This is a genomic window from Thauera sp. WH-1, from assembly GCF_047806685.1.
Lineage (GTDB): Bacteria > Pseudomonadota > Gammaproteobacteria > Burkholderiales > Rhodocyclaceae > Thauera.
Genome location: NZ_JBLQGP010000024.1, coordinates 39,075 through 59,013, shown reverse-complemented (window position 1 = coordinate 59,013; position 19,939 = coordinate 39,075). Strand labels below are relative to the sequence as shown.

The window sequence follows — 19,939 nt, the reverse complement described above, 5'->3', positions numbered from 1 at the left end:
GCTGCAGATCGTGCTAAATCAGCGCGGCGACTTCCGCTGCCCCCGGCCGCGCGAGTCCGCTGCCCCGCCAGGTGCGCTGCCCCTGCCTGAAGGCGACAACCCGACCCCACCAGTCGTGAAGTCGCCCGCTGTTGCCCCCAGTGCGCCTGCAGCGGCCGCGCCGACTCGGGACACACATCAGGAGCGGCTTGCGCTCGTCCTCGCGGACCTTCGTAAGCGCGGCAACTCGCGACCGCGCAAGGAGGCGACCCTGATGACGACGATCCAGGCTCTGATCAAGCAGCGTACGAACCAGCCGATTTCCGACGCCAACCTGAAGAAGCTGCTCGCCGAACTTCAGCAGCGCGGGCAGGTGACGATCACGGAGGGCAAGGTTGCCTACAAGCTCTGATCCCAACGCTGGCGTCGCTGCGGGCCATGGGATTCCGCCGGACGCCGACAACCTGGTGCAGCGTGTCGCCGCCCGCATCCGGTCCCGGTTCGCCGAGGAGGCCTCGGGCCATGACTGGCACCACATCCACCGTGTCTGGCGTCTGGCCCGGAAGATCGCCGTGGCCGAGGGCGCGAGGCTCGACGTGGTCGAGTTGGCCGCGCTCGTCCATGACATCGCCGACTGGAAGTTCCACGGGGGCGACGACGCCATCGGGCCACGCGAGGCCGAGCGGCTGTTGCGCGAGGAAGGTGCTGGCGACGACCTCGTTGAGCCGGTCGTCGAGATCGTGGCGACGATCTCGTTCAAAGGCGCAGGGGTCCGGCCGCCCATGCGGACGCTCGAGGGGCAGTGCGTCCAGGATGCCGATCGGCTCGATGCGATCGGAGCGATCGGTATCGCCCGCTGTTTCGCATACGGCGGTCATGCGGGACGCCTGATGTACGACCCCGAGGTGCCGCCTGTCCTGCATGCGACCGCTGATGCCTACAAGGCCGCGAAGGGGACAAGCATCAATCACTTCTACGAGAAGCTCTTCTTGCTGAAGGATCGCATGAACACCGCGACGGGACGCCTGCTCGCGCAGGAGCGACACCAGTTCATGGCGTCCTTCGTCGAGCGCTTCCTTGATGAGTGGGACTCGGGCGAGGGGCTCACTCCCTGAGCCTGGTGCGCTGTACTGTCGCTGCACCACACCCAGATTGGAGCAATAGATGCTCGGCACCATCATCGGGGACATCGTCGGCTCGGTGTACGAGTTCCGCAATCACCGCTCGAAGGTCTTCGAACCCTTCTTTCATCCGAACGCGTTCTATACCGATGACACCATCTGCACGGTCGCGGTGGCCGATGCGCTGGTGAACGATCGCCATCCGGCGCAGGCCCTGAAGGATTGGGGCCGGCGCTACTGGGACAACGGCGGTTGGGGGCAGCGCTTTGCGATGTGGCTGGCCTCCGATGAGCTTGCCCCCTACGGCAGCTTCGGGAACGGCGCCGCGATGCGCGTGGCGCCAGCGGGGCTGCTGGCGAACAGCGTCGATGAGGCGATTTCGATGGCGCGCAAGGTCACTGAGGTCACTCACGATCATCCGGAAGGGCTCAAGGGTGCTGAAGCGACGGCGCTCGCGGTTTTCCTCGCCCGTCAGCGTGTCACGCCGGCCAACATCCGCTATGCGATTGTCGAGCGCTACGGTTACGACCTCGACCGGACGCCCGACGACATCCGGCCGGATTACCGCTTCAACGAAACCTGCCAGGAAACCGTACCGCAGGCGCTGGTCTGCGCGCTCACTGCAACGAGTTACGAGGACGCGATTCGTAATGCGATTTCGATTGGCGGTGACAGCGACACCGTGGCCGCCATTGCCGGTGGGGTGGCGGAGGCGATGTTCGGTGTACCCAGCGATGTCGCCGTCCGGGGCTGGAGTTACCTGCCGGTCGACATGCGCGAGGTGCTGAAGGCGCTATATCGCCAAAGTGGCGTGGCAGCATGAGTTCATCGGCGGCGCGCTTGGCTTGGTGCCCGGGCGCGCCTCACATCCAACATTCATCACCGAGAAGCGAACAGATCATGAAAGGACTCGTCATCCGTTCCCCCTGGATCGACCACATCCTGGCGGGTAAGAAAACCTGGGAGATGCGTACGAGGGCAACCAGCATCCGAGGCCGAATCGCCCTGATCAAGGCGGGGTCCGGCCTCATCTATGGCACGGCGGAGCTCGTCGAATGCAAGCCGGCCCTCGACCTCGAACAGTTGCGCGCCACGCAGGCGTTTCACGCGATACCCGTTTCCGGGATCGAGGATGCGTTCGCGAACCGGTGGACAACGCCTTGGGTGCTGCGCGATGTGAGGCGCTTCGCCCATCCCGTTCCGTACAAGCATCCGAGTGGCGCGGTGACCTGGGTTGATCTGCCTACGTTTCAGGCGGATCCCGGATGGGCGGATTCGACGCCGCCCGTAACGGTCAAGGAGCCGCCGCCGGCCAGGCAGCCTCCGTCGACGGGCGAACACCGGAGGCCGCAGCACAGGGCCGAGGGGTCTTGGGTGGACATCCGCTTGACCGAGGGGAACCTGCGAAACAACCACTTCTATTTGCGCACTGCCGAGTCCTTGTTGCCCAGCGATTGCATCGGCGGGTCGAACAAATCCGACCTGGGCAGGGCGATCCGTGTGACCTTCGAGCCGGGGCCATCGATCGAATGCGATGTCGCTGGCGACAAGATGATTCTGCGTGCCCGCGCTCAGGTCCGCGATTTCTTTGAGCGCTCGGGTTCCAGAGCGGGTGACACGCTCCGCTTCATGCGGGTTGGAGAGCGGGAGTTTCTGGTGAGGCGCTCTGGGGCTGGCTGACCTCCCGGCTCCGGGGGCATGCGCGGCGCGTCAGGTGCTGTAGTGCCGCGCCATCCGCGCGATCTCGTCACGCACTTGCACCCGCAAGGCCTCGGGTGCGAGCACCTCGACGTGGTGGCCATGGCGCAGGATGTCCATGACGAGCTCGGTCGGATCGGCATAGGGGAGCGTGAGCCGGTAATGGCCCTCGGAATCGAAAGTGCCGACTTGGTTGGGATGCCACTCTTCGCGCGCTACCCAGCGTGCCGCCCTGGGCGAGAAACGTAGTTCTGCGCGATGCACCACAGATCCACCATAGATGCCGTAGCTGCTGGAGAAGGCTGCTTCGAGCGCCTCTGGCGGCACCTCCGTTGCACGCACCTCTAGTTCTTGCACCGACTCGATCGCGTCGACCGAAAACCGGCGCAGCGCCTCGCGCTCGTGGCACCAGGCCTCCAGGTACCAGTTGTTGCGATAGAAGGTGAGCCGCTGCGGTGAGACTGTGCGGGCCGTATGCTCGTCGCGCTCGCGTGAATAGTGGCTGATGCGAACTTGCTGCCGCTGCAGGAGCGCCCGTGAGAGCTCGCTGAAGTGCTCGGCATCCTTGACCCGGTGGCCGATGCGAGCCAGGTGGATCCGTTGGGCGATCTCGTCGAAGCGCTGGCCCTCCTGGCCGAGGATGCTCTCCAGCCGGGAGAGAAGCGGGGCAACGTGCGGAGCCAGCAGGCGTGGTTCCAGGTCCGACAACAGTCGGTGCATCGTCAGCAGTGCGTAGGTCTCGTCAGCGCTGAACCACAGGCCGGGCAACTCATAACTCGGGCCTACGCCGGGCTCCGCGAAGCGATAGCCGCCGGCCTCCCGGTCGTGGATGATCGGGGCGTTGAAGCGGTCCTTCAGGAATGCGAGATCACGCTTGAGGGTTGCCCAGGAAATCTCGAGCTCATCGAGCAGTTCCTGTCGCGTGACCACCTTCCGGGCGGTTAGCAACTGATCGATCCTGTAGAAGCGTTCGCTGCGGTTCATGGGGGAGACCGTTCGGTGAAATACGGAGAGCATACCGAAGCGGGCGCACCGGGTGAGCCTTGAATGTCTGAAAATTCCAATCGAGAGTCATTGAAGATGTAAAAACTTCCCCAGAAAAATGCAAAACATCCCCAGAAAATTCTATAAGCATAGGAAAACGGGGGCGGCAAACCATTCCTGAGTGCTGCATAGTGTGGCCACACGAAACGCACAAACGGATTGGAGGCGAAGATGAACAGCAAACTCTTGACTGCCCACGCACAGGTACGGGCTCAGCAGCGCGGTGTGCCGCCATTGATTCTGGAATGGCTCGTTGAGTATGGAGCGACACAACCTGATCAGCACGGAGCAGAGCTCCGCTACTTCGACCATGCGGCCCGCCGTCGCCTTTCCAGAGCAGTCGGTCACAAGGTTGTGGATCTTCTGGGACAACTGCTCGATATGTACGCCGTCATGAGCAATGACGGAGTGGTGATCACGATCGGCCATCGCTTCAAGCGAATCAACCGGCACTGAGGAGATTTGTCATGACAAAGGAAACGCTAGTCTCAAGTGCTCGGAATGCTGTCCAGACGATCCTGCTGCGGGTTCAGGATGAAAGCAGGAAGTGGGAAGCCGACGGCAAGGATGCATGGTCGGCGCTGAAACGACTTGGTGCGAAGGATCTGCCGCGTGGCGACGAGGTTATCCTTGCCCGGAACCTGTACCGCGAGTTTCCACGCCTCAAGAGCGAACTGAAGAGCCAGGGTGTCAAGCTCGGGAGGTTTTGCGAGGAGGCAGGTCTCGGGGCGGTGGGGAACTACTCCAAGGAGCTTCATCGGATGATGCTAGCGTCGGATGCGCAGCCGGAGAAGGTCCGTGTCCGCCGGAGCGCAAGCAAGTACCGGTGGTTGCTCGAGGCGATGGCTCGAGTCTTCAACGTCAGTTGTTCAACTCTGGCCCACCAGCTGATGTCCGGCATGTCTCTTCACCCAGCCAATTCGGAGGTTCGTGAAGAGGCGGAAGAGGTGCAGGGCATGCTCCAGGGACTGGTGAATAGAGTCGATCAAGAGTTCGGCTTATTTTCATTGTTCATGGAAACAGCTGCGTTCAAGGCCAAGCATGCCGCCGAAGGCGGATCGTGCCGGTGGCCTCAATTCGACGCAGAGCTACGTGCCAGCGAATTCGAGCCACCCGCAGCCTCGCTATCGGGAGATCAGATAAAAGAGAATCTTGATCGATACTTTTCCCGCGAGCCTGTTCCATGGGAAACCCCTGGGCGCACCTTCGAGGAGGAAAGAGCAGCGGATGTGATGGCCCGTGCGGCTGAGCGCGAGGCGGCCATGGATCAGACCCGCGCCTACTGGCAGGAAGCGGTGACGAAGCGCAACAGCGCGCATGGGGTATGGCTCTACGGCCCCACGCCGTCGGGCTGCATGATGGATGACGAGTTCTTTTATGTGCCGCATGTCTACCTCGGGTACGGCGAAGGCGTGATCAACCCCATTGACCCGACCCTCGGCTATGGCGAGCACGCGGTCGCGGTTGAGAAGCTGAGGAATGATGCACTGCGGGTGTTCGAGAAGTATGGCCCTGCTCCAGATGATGACTGGGACGAGGTGGCGCAGAGGCCGAGGGGGCAGACATCCTCCATGGATGACGCTATGGCGCACTACCACGCTTGGCTTATCGCATATCCGTCGCCCGACAATTCGTGCTTGATGCCGATGCTCCTCGTGCCAGTCGAGGAGTGTGGCCCGGTGTTGATTCCTCTCGATGTCGTGACGCTGGCCGCTCTGCGCGATGCTTTTTGGGTGGCGCCGGACGGCGAAGTTGAGGAATTCCTCGTGCGGATAAAACGCCTGATCGGCTACCTCCCGGGGCAGCCCAAAGTGATTCTAGAGGGACTTCGCCGGACGGCTCCCTGGCTCAAGAGCAACCCCTTCATGAAGATGAAGGAGGAAAGGGCGCGGGAGCGAGAGTATGTGCGCCAGTTCCACCGGGGTCTTGAGCTTCAAGAAGCAGAGCGCCGTATTGAAGATCAGCAAACGACGCCGTACCGCTCGAAACCGGAGAGCCCGCAGCAATGAAAGAGCCGAAACGTTTTTTCCGCTTGAACTACTCGGATGCCGCCGCGCTTGAGTTGATGCTCAAGACTGGAACCGTCTCGTGCTCTGACCCCGATCTCTCCATGGAAGTAGAGGTTGGCGATGGGATCGTCCTGGCCCGTTTTAACGAAAGCACCCAGTCGGGTGAGGTCCGGGCGCTCGGCGTCGTTACGAACTCTCCCGGTAGTCATGGCGCGCTCGGTGTCAATTGGATTCGTGCGACCGAGACCCTTCACCCATCGACACAGGGAATGCGTTTCTGGCGACAGACAAAGCCGTACTTCCGCTTTGCCGCGTCAGTGATCAAGGGCTATCGCCTCCCGGAGATGTTCCAGCGGTACTTCGGACAGCAGACACAACCGGCCTTGCAGACGCTACGTTCAGAAACCAAGCGCAGCGCAGGCAGGACCGAGGTGTCCGCCGTTGGGAGCAGACCCGAGCTGAAGGCCTTTGACGTTGACAACGATCGAGCGGGTTTCGTCTACCTGATCCGCTCGTCCTATGGGTACAAGATCGGCAAGACAAAGCGGATGAAGCAACGCTCGCAGCTTTTTTCCGTGAAGCTTCCGTTCGAGATAGAGGTCGTTCACTACGCTTGGTTCGACGACTACTCCCGAGCAGAGCTGGAGTTGCATCGGCGTTTCAGAACAAAACGGCTTAATGGAGAGTGGTTTCAGCTCACGCATGGAGATGTGGAAGAGATCAAGACCTTCAGGCTGTGAGTCGGGAGGTCTGCGAGTACGTTCCAGAGATGGGCTGATGTTCGCTGGTCACGGGGAGCCCCCTTTTCGGAAGGCAGTTCGCTAGCTCTTGAAACGATACGGCTTCGAGCAGATTCCCAAACTGGATTCTGGAAAGCATACGCATCCATCGAGTGAGTTCGGCTATCCAGACTGCCTGGTGGAGGGGAGCATCAGCTATCGAACTGGGCGCACCGGGTGAGCCCTGGATTTCGGAAAATGCCAATCGAAAAAACGACCACTCAGGAGCCCATTTCATGACCCAGAAGTTCGACACCGCCCTGTTGCTCGCCCTCGAAGCTCACGCGGGCCAGATCCGCAAAGGGACCGAGAACGCTCTTGGCTTGCCATTGCCCTACATCACGCACCCGGTTGCGGTGGCGACTTTGGTTCAACGCTATGGTGGCAACGAGGACCAAGTCATCGCGGCGCTGCTGCATGACGTCCTTGAGGACGGTGGTCCGCAGTGGGCGGAGCCGATCCGCGAAGCCTTCGGTGGCCAGGTCCTCGACCTCGTGCAGTTCTGTACCGATGGCCTGCCGGATGCCCAGGGGCAGAAAAGCCCCTGGCGTGAGCGGAAGGAGCTCTACCTCGCCCACCTGCGCGCGGCGGAAGGTGAGGGCGTTCTCGTCTCTGCCTGCGACAAGCTGGCAAACCTGCAGGCAATCCTGCTCGATCTGACGGAGATCGGTGAGTCGGTGTGGACGCGCTTCACCGGAGGTAAGGATGGATCGCTGTGGTACTACGCGGAGTTGGTCGAGGCCTTTGGCGGACGGGTGCCGGCGGCGCTGGAAGCTGCATTGCGGCGCGATCTGGCGGCGGTGCTAGAGCTTGCGGAAGCGAAGAGCCGGGTGGCGTGACCTGTTCGGCAGTGCTGATTGATCGGCGGTAACGATAAATTCTCGAATAGACTGTTTTAAAGACTGACGTCCGTTAATAAATTTCGAGTCGAGCAAACAGATTTCGAGGATTCGATGCCCACGATTGGCTACGCACAACTCATCAGCCGACTCTCTCTGGCCGTCCGACCGCTGACGAAGCCGGCGGAGATCAGCGGTTCGGTCAATCGGCGAGTGGATTCGGCCGACCGCGTCCTTTTCCCGCGCGGCGTGGCCATCGAGGACACGCTGGTCGGCCATCTCGAATTTGCCCTGCGCCATGAGGGCGTGAATCTTGAGGTCATCGACGCCCTGTTCGAGCATCTCCCGCCGCAGGAGTTGCTGGCCCGGTTGAATGCGGCGCCCAACGGCGCGCACATCCGGCGGGCGTGTCATCTTTGGGAGTGGCTGACGGGACAGGAACTCCCGGCGGAGGCCTTGCCGGCGGGAGGCTACGTCGACCTCTTTCCTGGCGACGATTACGTCACCGCTGGGCAGCCCACCAACGACCGCAAGTTCCGCGTGCGCAACAACGCACTGGGAACGGCCGATTTCTCCCCGGTGGTGCGGCGCGCGGCAGTACCGAGCACGCCTTCCTTGGCAGAACTCCTCGACAAGGCGCGCGAGACCCTGGCATCCGTGACGGACCCGTCGCTCCATGAGCGCGCGTTGAGCTACCTGTACCTTTCAGAGACCCGCAGCAGCTTCGAGATCGAGCGCGAGCATCCGAGCTCGGACAAGCAGGAGCGCTTCGTTCAACTGCTCCGGCGTGCCGGCGAAACGACGCAGGTCACCGAGGATTGGCTGGTGAGCTTGCAGAACGCCGTCGTGCGCGACGTCTACAGTCAGGAAGCCTCCTACCGGACACGGCAGAACTGGCTGGAGGACGCTACCGGCCGCGTCACCTTCTTTCCGGTGCCGCCGGGCGAGCTTACGCGTGCGATGAGGGGCTGGGAGGCCTTCATCAACGACGATCACCGCTGTACCGATGGACTGGTCAAGGCGGCGGCCGCCGCGTTCGGCTTCGTCTACCTGCACCCCTTCATGGATGGCAACGGGCGCCTGCACCGGTTTCTCATCCACCACGTGCTGACGCACTCGGGGCTGCTGCCGACTGGAACGGTGGTGCCCGTATCCGCCGTCATCCTGAAGAACATCCCGGCCTACCTCGAGGTGCTTTCGGCATTCTCCCAGCCGGTGACGCGGCTGTGGCGCTACGTGCGTGCCGAGGATGCTCCGCATGTAAGCGCGCATCCGGGGGGCAGAGCCTACCGGTTCTTCGATGCCAGCAAGGAAGTGGCTTTCCTGCACCGCATGATCCAGCAGGCTGTGGAAGACGAGATCCCCCGCGAACTGGCTTGGCTGAGTGGCTATGACAAGGCCTTCGCGCAGCTGGATGCAGAGTTGGATCTGCCCAGGAAGGACCTGTCGGCCTTGATCCGCATGGCGCAGTCGAGTCAGGGGCGGCTCTCTGCGAGGCGGCGAAAGCAGTATTTCCATCTGCCTGCCGATGTGCTGGACCGTGTTGAGGAAGTGGTACGTGAGTCGTTTGGCCTCATCGCGAGGGAGGGGGCCGAGGAGGGCTAGTTTTTCGTGCTTTTCGACTCGAGTGCTGCGAAAGCTCGGTGTTGTGAGAAAAATTCGAGTGTCGTGATGATCTTTCGAGTTCGGCGGGTGAGGCGTGTCGGATACGGATATCGGCTTGTCGGCCGAACCTGACGCCCACGACTTGCCTTGATCGGCGATCAACGGCCGCTATGCGGATGCGGTTTCCAATAGCGGCAGCCGGCCATTTGCTGCCACACATGGTAGTAGCAGAGTCGTCATTCGAGCGACCGGTGAGATCCGAAACCAGCCCTAGAGCGAGCTGAGGCCAGCGTGGTTCGTAAATCGGCCGGCACTGCGCTCATAAAGTCGATACTCACCAGCTCTGCCGTCAGTGTCGGGCAAAAACCCTCGCGCTTCCGTCAAGCCCGACCAGAAGCGTCTCATAGGGTTGCGGGGTCGAGGTCTCCATGCCGGGCGACCCCTGCGGCATGCCTGGCGTAGCCAGTCCGATTGCCTTTGGGGACTCGGCGAGAAGCCGTCGGATGTCGTCCGCAGGGACGTGCCCCTCGACGGAATAGGAACCTACCTTGGCCGTGTGACACGAGCCGTATTGGTCCGGCATGCCCAGTGCCTTGCGGGCTGCGGGGACATCATCGACGTCTTTCGTCACGACATCGAAGCCGTTCTTTCTCAGGTGCTCGACCCATTTCCCGCAGCACCCGCAGTAAGCGCTCTTGTAGACCTCAACGCGTACGGGCCCCTGCGCAAACGCTGCGCCGCTCACGATCATCAGGCTTGCCACGAGCCCGCCGAGCAAAGTTTTCGTCTTCATGTTCGTCTTCCGGTTGATGGCGTCGAGGCATAGTTTGGCACTTTGAGCCCAACGGGAAGCTGACCTCAAAATTACATTTCCGTCAGACAGCCGGGACCCCGGTCGACTTTGCAGGATCAGGAAGGTGATGAGGCTTCATTGCGAGGCAAGGTGATCGTGAAGCAGGTGACACCTTCAGCGGAGCGCGCAGTGATGTGACCCCCGTGGGCCTGGACGATGGAACGCGTGATCGCAAGTCCGAGCCCTGCGCCTTCACCGCGAGATTCGCGCTGGGCGCTACCGCGATGGAAGCGTTCGAAGATCCGCTCGATCTGATCGGCGGGGATGGGGTCGCCGACATTGCACACGGCGAGACCTACGCCGGCTGCGTCCGCGTCGATCCTGATCGTGATCTGTCCCTCTTTCGGTGTGTGACGAAGCGCATTCGAAATCAGGTTCGACAAGGCGCGCCGCAGCATCAGGCGATCACCCTGAACGCTCGCCTGGCCTTGGCGCACGATGCGGACTTGGCCCTCTTCGGCCAAGGCTTCGTAGAAATCGATCAGCGCATCCGCCTCGAGGGCAAGGTCGACAGGTTCGCCGGCATGCGCGAGGGTGTTCTCCTCGGCCTTGGCGAGAAACAACATGTCGCTGACCATGCGTGCGATGCGCTCGTATTCCTCGAGGTTCGACGCCAGGATGTCCTGATATTCGTCATTCGTGCGTGGCCGCGACAGCGCCACCTGGGTCTGCGTCATCAGGTTCGAGATCGGCGTACGCAGTTCGTGGGCAATGTCCGCCGAATAGTCACCGAGGCGCTGGAAAGCAGCCTCGAGCCGGGCGAGCATGCCATTGAAGGCTTCGATGTGGTCGCGTACCTCCAGCGGTGCATCATCGATGGCGAGACGCTCGGCCAGTTGCCGTGCAGACAGCTTGCGGGCGGTTTCGGTGACCTGGCGCAGCGGGGCGAGGCCACGGTGCGCAGCAAACCAGCCGAAGAGCGCCGCCGCCAATGCTGCGACGACGACGCCCGCCCACGTCGCATTTCGCACCGACGCGAGGAAATGGACGTGATGCGACAGATCGAGTGCGACCAGCGCCTCGATCGACTGGTCCCTCGATTCGAGGGGCGGTAGCGTGATGCTGACCTCAACCCCTCGATGTGGATGCCCGTCGACCGTCCAGTCAGTCAGCCCGCCCGAAAGTCGTTCTCCAGCCCGCTGGGCAGCGGTGAAGTGCTCGGGGTGGATAACGTGGATGACGCGTCCCTCGACGTCGCGAAGCAGGACACCCACACTCTCGTGTCCAACGAAAGAGCGAGCGAGTGCCTGGATGCGTTCCGATCGCCCCCCAGTCGCAGTGTCATCCTGCAGCGCGTTGCGTATGAGTGCGGCCTTGCCCTGCAATTCGTGCAGGTCTAGCTCCTGGAAATGCGCGTCCAGCATGCGGCCAAACAGTACCGCTACCAGCACCAGCAGGCTTGCGGTGAGGGCCGCAAAGAGCGTTGCCAATCGCGCCGTCAGCGAGTGAATACGGATCATCGTTAGCTCGGCTCCATCGCTTCGAGCACGTAGCCCATGCCGCGCACGGTGCGGATCAGCTTGGGCTCGAAGGGGTCGTCGACTTTCACCCGTAGCCTGCGCACTGCGACCTCGATCACGTTGGTGTCACTGTCGAAGTTCATATCCCACACCTGCGAAGCGATCAGGGAGCGCGGCAACACTTCACCTTTGCGGCGCAGCAGCAGTTCCAGCAGGGCAAACTCCTTGGCGGTCAGATCGATACGCTGCCCGCATCGCGTCACCCTGCGGCGAAGCAGATCGAGTTCCAGGTTTGCCGAGCGCAGGATCTCCGGTTCATGACCCCGTCCCCTGCGCAGCAGGGTGCGGACCCGCGCGAGAAACTCGGAAAACGCGAAGGGCTTGACCAGGTAATCGTCGGCGCCAAGCTCAAGACCACGGACCCGATCCTCAACTTGGTCACGGGCAGTCAGGAACAACACGGGGGTCTCACGACTGCTGCGACGCAGTGTTTGCAGGATGCCCCAGCCGTCCAGCGACGGAAGCATCACATCCAGCACGATGAGGTCGTAATCGCCATTGAGTGCGAGGTGGAGCCCATCGAGGCCATCTCTTGCAAGGTCGACGACGAACCCGGCTTCGGTGAGCCCCTGGCGGAGGTAGTCGCCGGTCTTCACTTCGTCTTCGACGATCAGAATTTTCATTGTTTCGCTCCTACGCGCTTCGTGCTGACTGTGCCCGATTTTGCGCCCGGGGTGCTGGATAACCCCCGGGCTTACAGAAATGTAATTTCCAGGTCAGGCCAACGACAGGCAGGCGGGCGCAAGATGCTCTGCGTGGCACAGCGTTCCGTACCGCGACGGAACCCCGCAAACAATGGGAGATCGATCATGAAACTGCGTTTGTACCGTCTCGCCGGGCTCATGCCCGTCGTCGCTCTGGCTGCAGCCCTGCATGGCAGCCCGGTCGTCGCTCAGACGACCGATCCGGCGCAGGCCTGGCCGCCCGCAGCGAGTGTCCCCGCGCTTCAGGAACGTATGAAGTCGATCCGTGCCGAGACCAACCCGGAACGTCGCATGGCCCTGATGGAAGAGCAGGTCAAGGCCCTGGAGGCTGCATCGCAGGGCACCCCCGCTGGTTGCCCGATGATGGGGGGGCAGATGGGGGCTGGTCCGATGATGAAGGGTAGTGGCCCTGGACCCGGGGCTGGACCCATGGGCGGCATGATGATGGATCCCAAGCTCATGCAGGAGCACATGAAGATGATGCAAGAGCACATGGGCATGATGCAGAACATGATGAAGATGCACCCGGCCGCCAAGCCGGCGATGCCCAACTGAGCATTGAGACGCGGAGCGGCGAGTTCGTCGGTCGCTCTGCGTCCGGTTCAACACAAGACCAACAAAGAGACATTCCCCATGCAGAGACGAATCATCCACCTCGGTGGAGGATTGGCCGTCGCCGTGGCGCTCGTGTCGGGCGCGCAGGCCGAGTCCTCCTCGCCATCAAGCCCCGCTGACCCCGCGCTCGGCGCGACCCAGACTGCCCCAGCGAGTGAGCAACCCAAGCCTCAGCCCCTTCCGGTCTATCGCTCGCCCCTGAACGAATATCGGCCCTACCGTGTCGATGAGCCCTTGCGGTCGTGGAAGGATGCCAACGACGAGGCTGGACGTCTCGGCGGGCACATGGGCCACCTCACGCCGACTTCGAAAGGGGGCGAGCGATGAGAGCCAGTCTCCCCATATCCTTGCTGGCCGCCACCGTGCTGACCGGGTGCGCCAGCGTTGCGATCGATGAGAACTTCGCTGAGGTCGAGCGCTTTGCGCGCGAGCAGACGGGTAGCGAGGTGCGCTGGCTGCGCTCGGACCCTGAGCGCGAGGCGATGCGCGCCGAGGTCGATCGCCTGCTCGCACAGCCGCTGGCGATCGACGACGCGGTGCGCATCGCGCTGGGCTACAGCCCGGCGTTCCAGTCCCTGCTGGCGGAAGCCGCCGTGGCCTCGGCGGATGCGACCGGTTCGGCCCGCATCGGCAATCCGGTGTTCACCTTCGAGCGGTTGTTTCGCTCGGGCGCCGAGGGGCGCGAACTCGACATCGGCCGTTCGCTCGGCATCTCGCTGTTCGACCTGCTGTTTCTGCCCGCGCGGCTGGAGCAGGCCGAGTTCCGCCAGCAGCAGACCCGGCTGCAGTCCTCGATTGCGCTGTTGAGCACCGTCACTGAAGTGCGCCAGGCCTGGGTCGATGCGGTCGCGGCGCGACAGGTCGCGCGCTACCGCGAGGAGGTGGCCACGGCCGCCGGGACCGCTGCCGAGCTCGCCCGTCGGATGCAGGCCACCGGCAACTTCAGCCGCCTGCAGCGCGCGCGCGAACAGGCGCTCGCCGCCGAGGAAACGGCCAACCTGATCCGCGCCCGCCAGAACGCCACCGCCGCACGCGAAACCCTGATCCAGCGTCTGGGCCTCACTCCGAGCCAGGCGCAGGCGCTGCGTCTGCCCGATCAGTTGCCGGCCTTGCCCGAGGCGCCGATGGACGAAGCCACCGCCGGTGCGGCGTTGCTGGAGAACCGGCTCGACGTGCGCATCGCCCGCACCGATCTCGACCGGACGGCGAAGAGCCTGGGCCTCACGCGGGTCACCAGCGTCGTCAATGGCCTGCATGTGGCCGGCGTGCGCAACAGCGAGACCGGCGAATCGACCCAGCGCGGCTTCGAGCTCGAGCTGCCCTTGCCGCTGTTCGACCTCGGCGACGCGGCGCGCGCCGGCGGCGAGGCCCGCTATCTCGCGGCCTTCAATCGCACGCTCGAGCTTGCCAGTAACGCCAGCTCCCAGGTCCGGGTAGCCTACGAGGGCTATCGCAGTGCATACGATCTCGCGCGCCACTACCGCAACGAGGTGGTCCCGCTGCGTCAGAACATCACCGAAGAGTCGGTGCTCCAGTACAACGGGATGCTGATCGGCGTGTTCGAGCTGCTTGCCGCCGCGCGCGCGCAGTCGGCGAGCGTGGTGCAGGCGATCGAGGCCGAACGCGACTTCTGGCGCGCCGAGGCTGGGCTCAAGGCCAGCCTGCTCGGCCAGCCGATCGCGCCGCTCAGCCTTCAATCAAGCGCATCACCGGCGCAAGCCGGTGGTGGCCACTGACCTATCCGGAGACGATCATGACCACCCGACGCAGCTTTCTCGCCGGGGCAGGCCTGCTGGCCGCTGCCGGAACCGTCAACCGCGCCGCGCTCGCGGCGCTGCCCGAGCCCGTGATCCAGACCAGCGCCGTAACGGCGGCCCCACTGTCGCCACCAGACGGACGCCCCTACGACCCGGTCGTCACCTTGAACGGCTGGACCGCCCCCTGGCGCATGCGCAACGGCGTGAAGGAGTTCCACCTCGTCGCCGAGCCGGTCGAGCGCGAGATCGCCCCCGGCATGGTGGCGCGGCTGTGGGGCTACAACGGCCAGTCGCCCGGGCCGACGATCGAGGTCGTCGAGGGCGACCGCGTGCGCATCTTCGTCACCAACCGCCTGCCCGAGCACACCACCATCCACTGGCACGGCCAGCGCCTGCCCAACGGCATGGACGGGGTCGGCGGCCTCAACCAGCCGCAGATCCCGCCGGGCAAGACCTTCGTCTATGAGTTCGTCGCCCGCCGCCCCGGCACCTTCATGTACCACCCGCACGCCGACGAGATGGTGCAGATGGCGATGGGCATGATGGGCATGTGGGTCACGCATCCGCGCGCGCCGCACCCGCACATCGCGGGCGTGGACCGCGACTTCTGCTTCCTGCTCAACGCCTACGACATCGAGCCCGGCAGCTACGTGCCCAAGATCAACACGATGCTCGACTTCAACCTGTGGACCTGGAACAGCCGCGCCTTTCCGGGCATCGACTCGCTCAATGTCAGGAAGGGCGACCGGGTGCGGGTGCGCATCGGCAACCTGACCATGACCAACCACCCGATCCACATCCACGGCCACGAGTTCGAGGTTACCGGCACCGACGGCGGGCCGACGCGGCCGGAGTCGCGCTGGCCCGAGGTCACCACCGACGTCGCCGTCGGCCAGATGCGCCAGATCGAGTTCATCGCCGACGAGGAGGGCGACTGGGCGATGCACTGTCACAAGTCGCACCACACCATGAATGCGATGGGCCACGACGTGCCGACCATGATCGGCGTCGACCATCGCGGCCTGGTCGAGGGCATCCAGAAGCTGGTGCCCGATTACATGCTGATGGGCGAGCGCGGCATGGCCGACATGGGCGAGATGGAGATGCCCCTGCCCGACAACACCCTGCCGATGATGACCGGGCAGGGGCCGTTCGGCGCCGTCGAGATGGGCGGCATGTTCACCGTGCTCAAGGTGCGCCGCGAGCAGCAGCGGGGCGACTACCGCGACCCGGGCTGGTTCAAGCACCCGAAGGGGACGGTGGCCTACGAGTGGGCGGGCGCGGCGCTACCCGAACCGGCGCGCAGTGCTGCAGCCGGACCCTCGAGCATGCCGCGCACCGAGCCTGCGCGATCGGTCGAGATGACGGTTCGCAAGCCTGCCGGCCATCAGGGGCATTGAAGTCGATCGCCTCGTAATCAGCCCCCACGACAACACCAACAAGATTCAACCCACAGAGAAGGAGATTCCCATGAAAAGTCGTCGTCGATTTCTTGCCACCAGCCTTGCCGCCGGTGTGCTTGCCGTTCACCGCAGCGCGTTCGCCCATGGCAATGCCGAGCATGCCGACAAGGCAGCGTCCGATATCCCCAAGGAGCAGCAGGAATGGGGGATTGCGGGGGACGCGAAATCCGTCTCGAGAACGATCGCCATCGTGATGACCGATGAAATGCGCTTCATCCCCGACCGTATCGAGGTGCGCCTGGGCGAGACGATCCGTTTCACTCACGAGAATCGAGGCGCCGTGATGCACGAGATGGTGGTCGGTACACCCAAGTCGCTTGCCGAGCACGCGGAGCTGATGCAGCGCTTCCCCGGCATGGAGCATGACGAGCCCTGGATGGCCCACGTCGCGCCGGGTGGGCGGGGGGAAATGCGCTGGCACTTCAACCGCGCGGGCGAATTCCAGTTCGCCTGCCTGATTCCGGGCCACTTCCAGGCCGGGATGATCGGCACGATCAAGGTTGGCTGACAGAAATGTAATCCGTGCGTCAGCGCCCTGTCGGTGAGCGCTTCGCATAATCGTGCTGACTTTCGAATTCACACAGAAATTCAACCCTTGGAGAAGCCCATCATGAAGAAGACTCTCATCACCACTGCGCTCCTGGCCCTGCTGGGTGGTACGGCCCCGGTGGCGTTCGCGCAGGCCGATCACGCTGCCCATCACGATGGTGCCAGCGCCCCGGCCGAGACCGATGCCAAGTTGGCCGAGGGCACGGTCAAGAAGATCGACAAATCCGCCGGCAAGCTCACCATCGCGCACGGCCCGCTCGAGTCGCTCGGCATGCCGGCGATGACCATGGTGTTCCGCGCGGCCGAGCCGGGCATGCTTGATCAGGTCAAGGCGGGCGACAAGATCCGGTTCGCGGTCGAGAAGGTCGGCGGTGCGCTGACCGTGACGTCTCTCGAGCCCGCCCAGTGACGCCTATCCCGCAGGTGCGTCGCGTTCCACTCTGACCGGCCAGCCGTGGGGATGCCCCACTGAGTGGCTGAACGACGAGGCGGGTGGCGAAGGGCCTGCGCATGCACTTCACCGCCTGCCGGAATCGTTTCTCGATGAAATCCCCGTTCGCAGTACCCTCATCTCACCTGCTACGTCCTGCAGCGCTTGCACTGGTGGTCGCGCTCACGCTGGGAAGTGGCAGTGCCTGGACACAGGGTTCGCCCGACACTCCAACGCTCGGCTCGAGCCCCCAGGCGCTGATTGAATATGCGCGCCACAGCAACCCCGGCTTTGCCGCTGCCCGCGCGGAAGCGTCCGCAGCGCAGGAGCGCGTGACGCCCGCCGGTGCGCTGCCCGACCCGACGTTCGAGGTCGAGCTGATGGACGCCACCAACACCATGAGCGGGCGCTCGGCGTCGTTGCTGCCCGGCCAGGTGGGCGAGACCCGCTACCGCATCACCCAGCCGCTACCCGGGTGGGGTAAGCGCGAGCTGGCGGTGAAGGCCGCCGAAGCCCAGGCGACCCAGGCTGATGCGATGCGCGATACCTCCTGGGCTGAGCTCGCGGCAAAGATCGAGACGCTGTGGTTGCGCTACTACGCCGCCGACCGCGAACTCGTCCTCAACCGCGAGGGCTTGACCCTGCTGCAAAGCCTGGAGGCGCTGAGCCTCACCCGTTACGAGCTGGGTCTGCTGCCGCAGCAGGCGGTGCTGCGCATGCAGCGCGAAATCACTGCCCAGCGCCTCGCGCTCGTGGAGGTCGAACAGCGGCGCAAGGGGCTGGCAGCGGGGCTCAACGGCCTGCTCGGCCGGGCGCATGATGCGCCGCTCGCCACACCCGCAGATCCAGCCCCCTTGCCCGAGCAGCTGGAGGCGGGCGCCCTTTTTGAGTCGGCGGCGAGCGCTAATCCGGAAGTGAATGCCGCGACCTACGGCATCGATGTGGCGCGTGCCGAGCGCGAACGAACGTATCAGGAACGCTTGCCGGACTTCGCTGTTGGCGTGCGCAACAACCGTCCTGATGAAGGTAAGTCGTCCTGGGACGTGATGTTCGAGGTGATGATCCCGCTGCAACAGTCCAGCCGTCGCGCCAAGGAGCGCGAAGCCGAATACATGCTGATGGCGGCCGAGGCGCGGCGGGAGGATGCCAAGGCGCGCGCATCCGGCGAACTGGGTATCGCCTGGTCGATGTACGCGCAGGGCCGCGAGACCTTGCGCCTGCTCGAACATACGCTGCTGCCGCAGGCCCAGGCCACCCGGGATGCAAGTCAGGCCGCGCTCAGCAGCGGCAAGGTCGACTTCGACAGCGTGATCGAAGCCGAGCGCCAGCTCATCGACATCCGGACTCAACGCTTGAAGACCGAGCTCGACACGCGCCTGGCGCTGACAGAAATCAAGAAACTGACAGGGGATCTGAAGTGAGCTCAGCCATTCGAATGACGGCGATCGCTGCGGGCGTGGCGATTGCCATAGGTGCGGGGTACTGGATTGCGCACCTGCAAAATGCTGGAAATCCAGTTCCGCTGATCACCGAAAGCCAGGCGCAAAGCGATAGCGCAGCCCCGGCCGACGGCGAACGCAAGATCCTCTACTACCGCAACCCGATGGGCCTGCCCGACACCTCGCCCGTGCCGAAGAAGGATTCGATGGGCATGGACTACATCCCCGTCTATGCCGACGACCAGCCGGACGACAGTGGCGCAGTGGTGGTCAGCCCCGCGCGCATCCAGACCCTGGGGGTGAAGACTGCCGAGGTTGAACTGCGCGCCGTGGATTCGGCGGTGCGCGCGAGCGGCCGGATTGAGCTCGACGAGCGCAGGCAGGTGGTGGTGGCACCGCGCTTCGAGGGCTGGATCGAGCGCCTGCATGTGAATGCGGTCGGCGACCCGGTGAAGAAGGGCCAGCCACTGTTCACCGCCTACAGCCCGGAACTGCAATCCACCGGCGAGGAACTGCGCATTGCCGAGCGCCTGGCCAGCCAGAACGCGGCCCATGATCCGCTGGCGAGCGAATCCGCCCGTCGGCTGGCCGAGGCGACCCGTGCGCGCCTGCGCAACCTGCAGGTGGCCGGCCAGGCCGGCGCGCGCCAGGTGTTCCACGCCCCGGCGAGCGGCGTGGTGCTGGAGAAGGAGGCCATCGAAGGCGGACGCTTCATGCCGGGCGAGGCACTGTTCCGCATCGCAGACCTGTCGAAGGTGTGGATCATCGCCGACGTCTTCGAGCAGGATCTCGCCCGCGTGCAGGTCGGCCAGAGCGCGCAGGTGACGCTCGAGGCCTATCCCGGTCGCGGCTTCGCGGCGCGGGTCGATTACCTCTATCCAACCCTCGACGCCGCCACGCGCAGCACCCGCGTGCGTCTGGAACTGGACAATCCGGAGGGCCTGTTGCGCCCAGGCATGTTCGCCCAGATCGCGCTGGCGGCAGGTGATGCCACCCCGAGGGTCGCCGTGCCGACCTCGGCGATCATCGACGATGGCGAACGGCGGGTCGTGCTGATTGCGCTCGGCGAAGGCCGCTTCAAGCCGCAGCCAGTGAAGCTCGGCCAGCGCGGCCGGGATGTGGTCGAGGTGCTCGACGGCGTGACTGCGGGTGATCGCGTGGTGGTTTCGGCCAACTTCCTGATCGACTCGGAGAGCCAGCTCAAGGCGGCACTCTCCAACCTGGTTGAGCCCGATGCCCGCGATCAGGCTCAAGCGAGCCCGACCCGTTACGAAGCGCAAGGGACGTTCGATGCGCTCGACGCCGAAGGCGGCAGCGTGACGATGACGCATGGCGAGATCCCGGCCCTCCAGTGGCCGGCGATGACCATGGACTTCAAGATTGCCGATCCGGCGCTGGTGAAGAGCATCGCCCCAGGCTCGCCGGTGCGGTTCGTCTTCGAGGCGGGTGAGCCAGGCGAGTACATCATCACAGGCATCGAGCCGGTTGCAGGCACTGCGCCTGCACCGAGCGCCGGCGGTCACGGGGGGCACTGA

At 64.0% G+C, this 19,939-nt stretch carries 20 protein-coding genes; 16 read left to right on the top strand and 4 right to left on the bottom strand.

What is annotated here, in order from left to right:
* The 4 genes from ACMV5O_RS18650 to ACMV5O_RS18635 form a co-directional block, all read left to right on the top strand.
* Positions 1 to 391: endonuclease (locus ACMV5O_RS18650; RefSeq protein WP_416164860.1), on the top strand; the 391-nt coding region annotated here is incomplete at its 5' end.
* Between the two features lie 55 nt (positions 392 to 446).
* Positions 447 to 1,094 (top strand): HD domain-containing protein, encoded by a 648-nt coding sequence (locus ACMV5O_RS18645; protein WP_416164859.1) that lies wholly within the window; start codon positions 447 to 449, stop codon positions 1,092 to 1,094.
* A 49-nt stretch (positions 1,095 to 1,143) separates the two neighbouring features.
* Complete coding sequence (locus ACMV5O_RS18640; protein ID WP_416164858.1) at positions 1,144 to 1,923, top strand: ADP-ribosylglycohydrolase family protein; 780 nt, start codon at positions 1,144 to 1,146, stop codon at positions 1,921 to 1,923.
* 77 nt (positions 1,924 to 2,000) lie between these two features.
* A complete protein-coding gene (locus tag ACMV5O_RS18635; RefSeq protein ID WP_416164857.1) occupies positions 2,001 to 2,780 on the top strand; it encodes an ASCH domain-containing protein in 780 nt (259 codons plus the stop codon).
* A 30-nt stretch (positions 2,781 to 2,810) separates the two neighbouring features.
* Here the strand turns inward: ACMV5O_RS18635 and ACMV5O_RS18630 are convergent, their stop codons facing one another.
* Positions 2,811 to 3,782: a helix-turn-helix transcriptional regulator gene (locus ACMV5O_RS18630; protein ID WP_416164856.1), complete on the bottom strand. Its 972-nt coding sequence runs from the start codon at positions 3,780 to 3,782 to the stop codon at positions 2,811 to 2,813.
* A gap of 231 nt (positions 3,783 to 4,013) precedes the next feature.
* Here ACMV5O_RS18630 and ACMV5O_RS18625 point away from each other — a divergent pair, with 231 nt between their 5' ends.
* From ACMV5O_RS18625 to ACMV5O_RS18605, 5 genes are all read left to right on the top strand, one after another.
* Positions 4,014 to 4,298 (top strand): hypothetical protein, encoded by a 285-nt coding sequence (locus ACMV5O_RS18625; RefSeq protein ID WP_416164855.1) that lies wholly within the window; start codon positions 4,014 to 4,016, stop codon positions 4,296 to 4,298.
* Between the two features lie 11 nt (positions 4,299 to 4,309).
* Positions 4,310 to 5,851 (top strand): hypothetical protein, encoded by a 1,542-nt coding sequence (locus tag ACMV5O_RS18620; protein ID WP_416164854.1) that lies wholly within the window; start codon positions 4,310 to 4,312, stop codon positions 5,849 to 5,851.
* Complete coding sequence (locus ACMV5O_RS18615) at positions 5,848 to 6,591, top strand: GIY-YIG nuclease family protein (protein ID WP_416164853.1); 744 nt, start codon at positions 5,848 to 5,850, stop codon at positions 6,589 to 6,591. The genes ACMV5O_RS18620 and ACMV5O_RS18615 overlap by 4 nt, the downstream gene beginning before the upstream one ends.
* A 275-nt stretch (positions 6,592 to 6,866) precedes the next feature.
* The gene (locus ACMV5O_RS18610; RefSeq protein WP_416164852.1) at positions 6,867 to 7,469 is read left to right on the top strand and encodes an HD domain-containing protein; all 603 of its coding nucleotides are present in this window, start codon (positions 6,867 to 6,869) and stop codon (positions 7,467 to 7,469) included.
* A gap of 114 nt (positions 7,470 to 7,583) precedes the next feature.
* Positions 7,584 to 9,074 (top strand): Fic family protein, encoded by a 1,491-nt coding sequence (locus tag ACMV5O_RS18605; protein ID WP_416164851.1) that lies wholly within the window; start codon positions 7,584 to 7,586, stop codon positions 9,072 to 9,074.
* A 349-nt stretch (positions 9,075 to 9,423) separates the two neighbouring features.
* Here ACMV5O_RS18605 and ACMV5O_RS18600 read toward each other — a convergent pair whose 3' ends face one another.
* The 3 genes from ACMV5O_RS18600 to ACMV5O_RS18590 all read right to left on the bottom strand — a co-directional run bounded on the left by ACMV5O_RS18600 (position 9,424) and on the right by ACMV5O_RS18590 (position 12,070).
* On the bottom strand, positions 9,424 to 9,867 hold the full coding sequence (locus tag ACMV5O_RS18600; protein ID WP_002943438.1) for a DUF411 domain-containing protein: 444 nt from the start codon (positions 9,865 to 9,867) through the stop codon (positions 9,424 to 9,426).
* Between the two features lie 116 nt (positions 9,868 to 9,983).
* Positions 9,984 to 11,387, bottom strand: coding sequence for a heavy metal sensor histidine kinase (locus tag ACMV5O_RS18595; protein ID WP_043742053.1), 1,404 nt, complete (start codon positions 11,385 to 11,387; stop codon positions 9,984 to 9,986).
* Positions 11,388 to 11,389: 2 nt separating this feature from the next.
* Positions 11,390 to 12,070, bottom strand: a complete 681-nt coding sequence (locus ACMV5O_RS18590) for a heavy metal response regulator transcription factor (protein WP_141020261.1) — start codon at positions 12,068 to 12,070, stop codon at positions 11,390 to 11,392.
* A gap of 186 nt (positions 12,071 to 12,256) precedes the next feature.
* Between ACMV5O_RS18590 and ACMV5O_RS18585 the strand changes: the two genes are divergently transcribed.
* From ACMV5O_RS18585 to ACMV5O_RS18555, 7 genes are all read left to right on the top strand, one after another.
* Positions 12,257 to 12,706: a hypothetical protein gene (locus tag ACMV5O_RS18585; RefSeq protein ID WP_002943433.1), complete on the top strand. Its 450-nt coding sequence runs from the start codon at positions 12,257 to 12,259 to the stop codon at positions 12,704 to 12,706.
* Positions 12,707 to 13,089: 383 nt separating this feature from the next.
* Positions 13,090 to 14,502 carry a TolC family protein gene (locus ACMV5O_RS18580; RefSeq protein WP_075146731.1) on the top strand — a complete coding sequence of 471 codons (1,413 nt, stop codon included), beginning with the start codon at positions 13,090 to 13,092 and terminating at the stop codon, positions 14,500 to 14,502.
* Between the two features lie 17 nt (positions 14,503 to 14,519).
* On the top strand, positions 14,520 to 15,923 hold the full coding sequence (locus tag ACMV5O_RS18575) for a multicopper oxidase family protein (protein WP_075146732.1): 1,404 nt from the start codon (positions 14,520 to 14,522) through the stop codon (positions 15,921 to 15,923).
* Between the two features lie 70 nt (positions 15,924 to 15,993).
* Positions 15,994 to 16,494 carry a cupredoxin domain-containing protein gene (locus ACMV5O_RS18570; RefSeq protein WP_416164850.1) on the top strand — a complete coding sequence of 167 codons (501 nt, stop codon included), beginning with the start codon at positions 15,994 to 15,996 and terminating at the stop codon, positions 16,492 to 16,494.
* Between the two features lie 102 nt (positions 16,495 to 16,596).
* Positions 16,597 to 16,944: a copper-binding protein gene (locus ACMV5O_RS18565; RefSeq protein ID WP_416164849.1), complete on the top strand. Its 348-nt coding sequence runs from the start codon at positions 16,597 to 16,599 to the stop codon at positions 16,942 to 16,944.
* Between the two features lie 134 nt (positions 16,945 to 17,078).
* The gene (locus tag ACMV5O_RS18560; RefSeq protein ID WP_232431664.1) at positions 17,079 to 18,386 is read left to right on the top strand and encodes a TolC family protein; all 1,308 of its coding nucleotides are present in this window, start codon (positions 17,079 to 17,081) and stop codon (positions 18,384 to 18,386) included.
* 14 nt (positions 18,387 to 18,400) lie between these two features.
* Positions 18,401 to 19,939: an efflux RND transporter periplasmic adaptor subunit gene (locus tag ACMV5O_RS18555; protein ID WP_002943415.1), complete on the top strand. Its 1,539-nt coding sequence runs from the start codon at positions 18,401 to 18,403 to the stop codon at positions 19,937 to 19,939.